Raw genomic sequence first — 6,475 nt, 5'->3', positions numbered from 1 at the left:
AGTGGACAATCTCTGGTTTGCAGCTATTAGCTAAAGGTGTGTGGGGTGTGGGGTGTGGGGTGTGGGGTGTGGGGAGAATAAAGCTGCCCTTTGCCTTTTGCCTATTGCCTTTTGCCTTTTGCCTTTTGCCTCCTGATATCTGCGATAAGCTAAAAAAAACAAGGCTATAGCTTGTCAACTATTGAAGATTTTCTGCTGACTATTTTCGGGATATTTATATGCAATTCGTCGATTTTCTGGCTCTCATTCATCCTGTCCTAGCGATAGTGGTCGTTTTCCCCATTATCGGCCTCGTAGTTAACTTTGCTTGGCAAACCCGTCAACGTCGCTTAGAAACCGCTGCAGGAAATAAAAGTAAAATTCCGCCAGTGGTCGGGCCAGAACATCTACGCTTAGGCCGCTGGTTAACGGGTACAGTGGTAGGGGTTAACCTGTTAGCACTAGCTTACTCGGTCGTTTACGGTTTTAATGGTTTTGTCGATAAACAAAAAGACGGAAAATTAGACTCCTTTCAGGCCTTTTTTGTGATTTTGATGTTTTTTGTCACCATTGCCTCTTTGGTCTGTCTCTACCGCGCTAGACAAGCTCTCTGGCGCGGAATTTTTGCCACCTTGACCGGCATCGGTTTAATTATTATCGGTTCTCAGGATGGGGTCTGGCGACTCTCGGCCCAATGGTACTGGTCCCACTACTATATCGGCATGGCCGCATCATTACTGATGATTTTCTCTCTGGCCATTGTTGAAGATATCTATAAAGACCGTTCCCATCGTTGGCGCATCGCCCATACAATTCTCAATTGTATCGCTCTGGCTCTCTTTCTGGGACAAGCCATGACCGGTTCGAGGGATTTGCTGGAAATTCCCCTCAGTTGGCAAAAACCGGCAATTTATCGCTGTGATTTCACCAATAAAACCTGTCCTGAACCGAAATCCTCAACCCCCCTCATCAACCCGATAAGTTAAACTTTTTTAGGGACTGGGAGAGGGAGAGGGTGAAGGAGTTGGGAAAGTGGGTACACACTTAGATGGCTCCGTGGGGGTATCACCATCGTCCGGTATGGGTTCCTCACACCAATTGGCAATCTTACCAAGTTGGGGCAAATACCTCGCCGCTTCATCTAAGTCACTGTCATCGGGTTTCAGGTTTGTGATTAATTCAGTCCATTCTACCCCTTGGGTTACAGCAACAGCATTGTTACCTGAGACACAGCCTGAATTTTTGCCCCAATTTTTACCCCAGGCAGCACCGACGAAAGCACCGTTACCGCTTTTACCGAGGGAATAGTCAGGAGCAAAGATAAACGCTTCTAGTCTTTGGTTTGGACCGACTCTTAGACAAACTTGCGGCGCGGTGGAACCTGAGCCATCGGCATAAATTTGTAGATTGCCCGGTTTACAAACCGTAGGTGGGATAACGCCGCTGCAGTCGTGTTCGATCGCACCATCAATATTACCTTTAACATAGAAAACTACCCGTTGCCCTGGAGTAATGGTAATCCTCTGGCTACTACCCAATTCGATCTTATCAACGATATACTCGTACACTCCGTTAGGAGATGGGGTGTCTCCCAGTCGGGGAAAAGTTTCAGAACTGGTAAGTGCCAGGTTTTGCTGACCAAGGGGAGGGGGAGGGCTGGTGGGAGGCTCCGGTAAATTGGGGAAAGGCACAATAGTGTTATCAATAAATTGCGCTTTGTAGGGGGGATTGAGTGCAGGGGTGGGCTGTTTAATGTCATTCCTCTTAACATCACATTCTAGGTTCACCACATCCCCTTGAAAGTCAGCACTATCTTCGCCACTTACCATGGCTCCCTCGCTCACCCACAAAGCGGGAACCGTGGTACGAGTGAATGCGAGGGGACGGGAAGGCAGAATCGGGATAGTTACCACCACGCGGTTACGCGAGGCGGCATTATCGCCACTATCTCTATCGATATCAGTATTAGTTAGGTCTGTTTCGGCACTGGTGCGAGAACGTCCTTCTAGGGTGAGAACTCCCCAACCCAAAATATTGGGGTCAGAGCTTGGGGTAAAATTGTATCCAACCACGCGATCCACGCGATAATAACGATTATTACCGAGATCAAACCATTGACCACTAGCCAAATCGCTTAATCCTGGATTTACTGCTCGTTGTTCTGTGGGTGCGAGGATTTTGTTCTCAATTTCGTTATTACGACTGGGATCAGCACAGGTGGTAGCAATGTCTAATTCTTTTAAATCTCTTTGTAAATTGGGACTGAGATTAGTAACCACTTCGGCCCTCTCCCAACAATCGCCGGAATCACAATTACTATCAACCGTTGCCATAACTCGAACGCTATTAAGTAAATCCTGCACCCGCGTTACCCCAGCTTCGGAACTTCTTAAAGCATCAGCCCGGGCTTTTTGGGCAATTACTTTCGATTGGTCTCCTTGGGCGCGCATCATCATAGTTATTCCTGTCACCATGAGGATAAGTCCAATCAACACGGCAAGAGGCAAGGCAAACCCTTTTTCCCTATTAGCCATCAGGTGAAGGTATAAACGATTTTTCATAAGCCAGTCCATCTAAGAATGGTTACTTTTATTATAATAACAAGTAGCTGGTTATAATTAAATTGAAGATGGACCCCCCCTGCCCCCCTTGATAAGGGGGGGGGCAGATTCTCCCTTATTAAGGGGTGTATCTGACATTTTTTAACACCTAACTACTAATCAATTTTTGGTCAAGTGACAACTGTGATAATACAGGGATAGCACTGTGATTAAAATCACAGACAAAGATCAGTTGATAGGATGGTCAGCCAATAGTTTTTTGATAATTATTTTCGACTTTTGACTTAACTAAAGGGCTGTTTTTCCATTCAAAAATGCCCGCCAAATCAAGCTTATACCCCGACAAAAGCTGATAATTAACAACCAAAGGGATTGTAATTCTCCTGCCGTATTTTTCGGTTGCCAGCGCTGGGGACGACAGAATAAAAAAGTAATTAGCTTTCTCTGCTCTGATAGGGTAAGTGGCTGGAATTTAAGGGCTGCTTGCCAGATTTTGCCTCGTTTTTCTAGATTGACTAGATGAGCATATAGGCGCAAATCTTCGCCTAAAATATCTAGGAGTAATTTTTCTGAGTAGATGGGTTCCCTTAGGTTAATTTCTGCTCCTATTTCCGAAAGTTTTTTCAGATTGCCCTGTATAATTATATCCGATTCTGTTATCAATTTAACAGGAGATTCCAACACTTGGTATTCAGTTTCTAGGGTGAGGGGAGCTTCCAATAAAGCCACCAGAGCAGTCATGATAATAACCACGTTATATATAGCCAAAATTAAGCCAAAATTTAGGGGACTTTCTTGATAATTATGATGGTGTAAATTAAAGAAAATACTAATTAAGGTAATGGTGAGAAAAAACAGCAATGGGTAGGATAAGTGCCAATTATATTGATAATTTTGGCGAGCAATTCCCTTGGGTGTCACCTGAAATCCTTTGTCAAAGGGTTTCCAAAGAACATGGAGAACTGTTAGGGATGTAGGTACACAAATAATCATCGATAGTACCTCAGAAAAAACAATTGAGCGCGAGCGAGAATTTAACCAGTGATAAGTGGCTAACTGCAGCATCATGTAGGGTAAAAAGATATATATTGTCTCATTGATGGTAATGTTCAAAGGTACGATATATCCAAAGGTATAAAGGAGAGGAATAAGCAAAGAAAATAAACGAGCTAAGGGAGAAAACCAAAATAATATTCCTTCTAAGTGTGCCAATCTTTGAGGTAGAGTTAATCCCGCAATTTTTAGGGGATTAGCTTTGATAAAAAATGCCTGTAAAGTTCCCCTTGCCCAGCGCAATCTTTGCAGTAAATAAGCTGATAAACTTTCAGCAGATAAACCAGCACTGAGTTTTTCATTTAAGTAAATAACTTCATAACCTTTGGCAGAGATAGCAATCCCAGTGAAATAGTCTTCACTAATAGATTCTATATTAAAATATCCCACTTCCTCTAAGGCTTTTCTTCTGACAATAAAAGAAGTGCCAGCACAAACAGGACTACCCACACCATCTTTAGCTGGTTGGATATGACGATAAAATAATTCTTCGTCGGGAGTAACGATATTTTCTAAACCTAAGTTATGGGCGATAGGATCGGCATTATAAAAGCTTTGGGGAGTTTGCACTAAGGCAATTTTTGGGTTTTGAAACCAGCCAACAGTTCTTTCTAGAAAGTTCTGACAAGGAATAAAATCTGCATCAAAAACCACCACTAATTCACCTTGGGTTTGTTTGAGAGCATGGTTTAAATTACCTGCTTTAGCATTTTTTCTATCCTCACGAGTCAGATAATGACAATTTAATTTTTCTGCTAATTCATAAATTTCTGACCTCTGGGTATCATCGAGAATATAAATATTTTTATGAGGATAATTAAGGGCTTGACAACCGATAATAGTTCTTTTTAAAATGAACGCTGGCTCATTATAGGTGGGAATCAAAATATCTACCGTGGGCAAATACTGTTTATTGATCACTGCTTGGCTATAAAAATCAGCTTCTTTGCGTCTATCTTTCGTGGTTAAGACTAAAACTAACTGAATTATGCTACTACTTAAAACTATCATCTCAATGCCTAAAAGTAGTAAACTAAAAAAGCCATTGAGAGCAGTAGAAAGATTTAAGGTTTCCAGAATCCTCCAGATTAGATAGCGCAGGGTAATAGCGAGGGTGATAGAAATAATGACTAATCTTGACCAAACTTGCGGATGCGGAGACAAGAACATGATTAACTGCGTAAAAATTAGCAGAATAACCGTGGGTAATAATAATTGATAGCTATGAGCAACCGTGGGAACTTTAATCCAAGCAAAGGGATTAAAAAAATCTTCTACTAAACCAAGGAGTAATCGATAAATATTGTGTTCTGGCCAAGATAATGATAAACTGATCATCATTAGTCCGCCGATCACTGCTAACATAATTAAGATAACTGATATTATCGCTAAAATCGACTTGAATGGGGAGGAATACACTGGTTTTTGAGGGAATGGAAAAATCGATTCTTGGTTAGACATGAATCCTCTTCTGATCAAATAAATCTAACTACATTTTACAATTCTTAACAAAAAACCGGGCATTTTTGGCAATGACAGGAGCGCTCTCCACCAAAATGCTAAATTTTGTATCAAACCCAAGATGAAACTAGCCAGAAAAAGTCTGGAAATAGTATAATTCGGTTAACCGTGAGGAAAAATTAGTCTATGATAGCCGTCAAAATCGCCGTTGTTAGCGCTCTCGTTTTGGTTGTGGTCAAATTCGTCGCTTCTGTTCTAGGCAAAGGCAATATACCCCTACTTAATCAGGCTGTCACTGTGATTTTAAGCCTTTTTATCGGTTTTGAGTTGATTCAACTAGGACAAACGGTGATTGAAAAGATTAACTAAGAGCTAAACGGGCCAGATAGAAGCTAGTAATAGTTTTAGCATCGATCGATTCTCCCCTGGCGATCGCTGATTCCATTTCCTCAAAACTCATAAAAACCACTTCTATATCCTCATCGGCATCTTGAGCGGGGGGCAAGCTTAATTTTTCCAGATCTTGCGCCAGAAAAGCATAGATATATTCATCGGAATAACCCGGTGCCAGGGCAAATTTACCCAAAGATTGCCAATTATGGGCCCGATAGCCCGCTTCTTCCTCTAATTCTCGTTTTACCGTCGTAGCGGGGTCTTCTCCTTCATCAATCGTTCCGGCGGGAAATTCCAGAATTCGAGCTTGCAAACTAAATCGATACTGACGTACTAAAACTAATTGACCTTCCTTGGTGATTGGAACTGCTAAAGCACCCCCTGGATGACGCACACATTCCCATTCTCCCTCGACACCGTTAGGTAAACGCAGTTTCGAGACTTCAAATTGAAAGACCCGACCTTGATAAAAAAGACGTTGTTGGAGCAATTGAGGCGATTCAGACATAGAAAATTTTCAACTAGGACTTTCAGAATTAATATCAACAAATGTCACCTTTGTCACCGGTGTTTCAGGTTATAATAGGAAATGCTGTCTTTACAGGTTAAATCTTTTTCGAGAAACCCCATGGCAAAAAAATCGATGGTAGAACGCGAGAAAAAACGCGCTCGTCTCAGACAAAAATACGAAGCTAAAAGAGCGGAACTAAAAGAACAATTCCGCACCGCCGAAGATTTTGAAGAAAAACTGGCAATTCACCAAAAATTACAGGAATTACCCCGCAATAGCGCTCCTAGTCGTCACCGTAACCGTTGTTTAACGACCGGCAGACCTAGAGGATACTATCGCGATTTTGGTTTATCCCGCAACGTTTTACGCGAATGGGCCCACCAAGGTCTTTTACCCGGTGTGGTCAAGTCTAGCTGGTAGTCAGAAACAATATCTAGGGAAAATACCGGGATAGAGGCGTGGTTTTTGCGTCTCTATTGCCGTTTTTAGGCAATTTTTTCGATAAAAAAAACTCTCG

6 protein-coding genes are annotated in these 6,475 nt (G+C 42.1%); 3 read left to right on the top strand and 3 right to left on the bottom strand.

Annotation, left to right across the window (positions count from 1 at the left end; all coding sequences use genetic code 11):
• Window positions 1-218: 218 nt before the first annotated feature.
• Window positions 219-965, top strand: a complete 747-nt coding sequence (locus tag H6G40_RS08980; RefSeq protein ID WP_002739986.1) for a DUF4079 domain-containing protein — start codon at window positions 219-221, stop codon at window positions 963-965.
• Between the two features lie 6 nt (window positions 966-971).
• Here the strand turns inward: H6G40_RS08980 and H6G40_RS08975 are convergent, their stop codons facing one another.
• Both H6G40_RS08975 and H6G40_RS08970 read right to left on the bottom strand, forming a co-directional pair.
• Window positions 972-2,540, bottom strand: coding sequence for a hypothetical protein (locus H6G40_RS08975; protein WP_069475390.1), 1,569 nt, complete (start codon window positions 2,538-2,540; stop codon window positions 972-974).
• Window positions 2,541-2,828: 288 nt separating this feature from the next.
• Complete coding sequence (locus H6G40_RS08970) at window positions 2,829-5,054, bottom strand: glycosyltransferase (protein ID WP_123231069.1); 2,226 nt, start codon at window positions 5,052-5,054, stop codon at window positions 2,829-2,831.
• A gap of 186 nt (window positions 5,055-5,240) precedes the next feature.
• Between H6G40_RS08970 and H6G40_RS08965 the strand changes: the two genes are divergently transcribed.
• Window positions 5,241-5,423, top strand: coding sequence for a hypothetical protein (locus H6G40_RS08965; RefSeq protein WP_002739991.1), 183 nt, complete (start codon window positions 5,241-5,243; stop codon window positions 5,421-5,423).
• On the opposite strand, the gene H6G40_RS08960 is transcribed toward H6G40_RS08965, so the two are convergent.
• Complete coding sequence (locus tag H6G40_RS08960) at window positions 5,416-5,955, bottom strand: NUDIX hydrolase (RefSeq protein ID WP_002739488.1); 540 nt, start codon at window positions 5,953-5,955, stop codon at window positions 5,416-5,418. The genes H6G40_RS08965 and H6G40_RS08960 overlap by 8 nt on opposite strands.
• Before the next feature lie 120 nt (window positions 5,956-6,075).
• Between H6G40_RS08960 and rpsN the strand changes: the two genes are divergently transcribed.
• A complete protein-coding gene (gene rpsN, locus H6G40_RS08955) occupies window positions 6,076-6,378 on the top strand; it encodes a 30S ribosomal protein S14 (protein ID WP_002740009.1) in 303 nt (100 codons plus the stop codon).
• Window positions 6,379-6,475: the final 97 nt, after the last annotated feature.

Origin of the sequence: Microcystis viridis FACHB-1342 (genome assembly GCF_014698335.1) — a bacterium.
Classification (GTDB): Bacteria; Cyanobacteriota; Cyanobacteriia; order Cyanobacteriales; family Microcystaceae; genus Microcystis; species Microcystis ichthyoblabe_A.
Note: the sequence above shows the minus strand (reverse complement) of the source record. Positions and strands in the feature narration are given on the sequence as shown.

Coding starts and splice junctions, on each gene's coding strand:
- H6G40_RS08970 (WP_123231069.1), bottom strand. CDS start 5,054: ATGTCTAACCAAGAATCGATTTTTCCATTCCCTCAAAAACCAGTGTAT.
- H6G40_RS08980 (WP_002739986.1), top strand. CDS start 219: ATGCAATTCGTCGATTTTCTGGCTCTCATTCATCCTGTCCTAGCGATA.
- rpsN (WP_002740009.1), top strand. CDS start 6,076: ATGGCAAAAAAATCGATGGTAGAACGCGAGAAAAAACGCGCTCGTCTC.
- H6G40_RS08960 (WP_002739488.1), bottom strand. CDS start 5,955: ATGTCTGAATCGCCTCAATTGCTCCAACAACGTCTTTTTTATCAAGGT.
- H6G40_RS08975 (WP_069475390.1), bottom strand. CDS start 2,540: ATGAAAAATCGTTTATACCTTCACCTGATGGCTAATAGGGAAAAAGGG.
- H6G40_RS08965 (WP_002739991.1), top strand. CDS start 5,241: ATGATAGCCGTCAAAATCGCCGTTGTTAGCGCTCTCGTTTTGGTTGTG.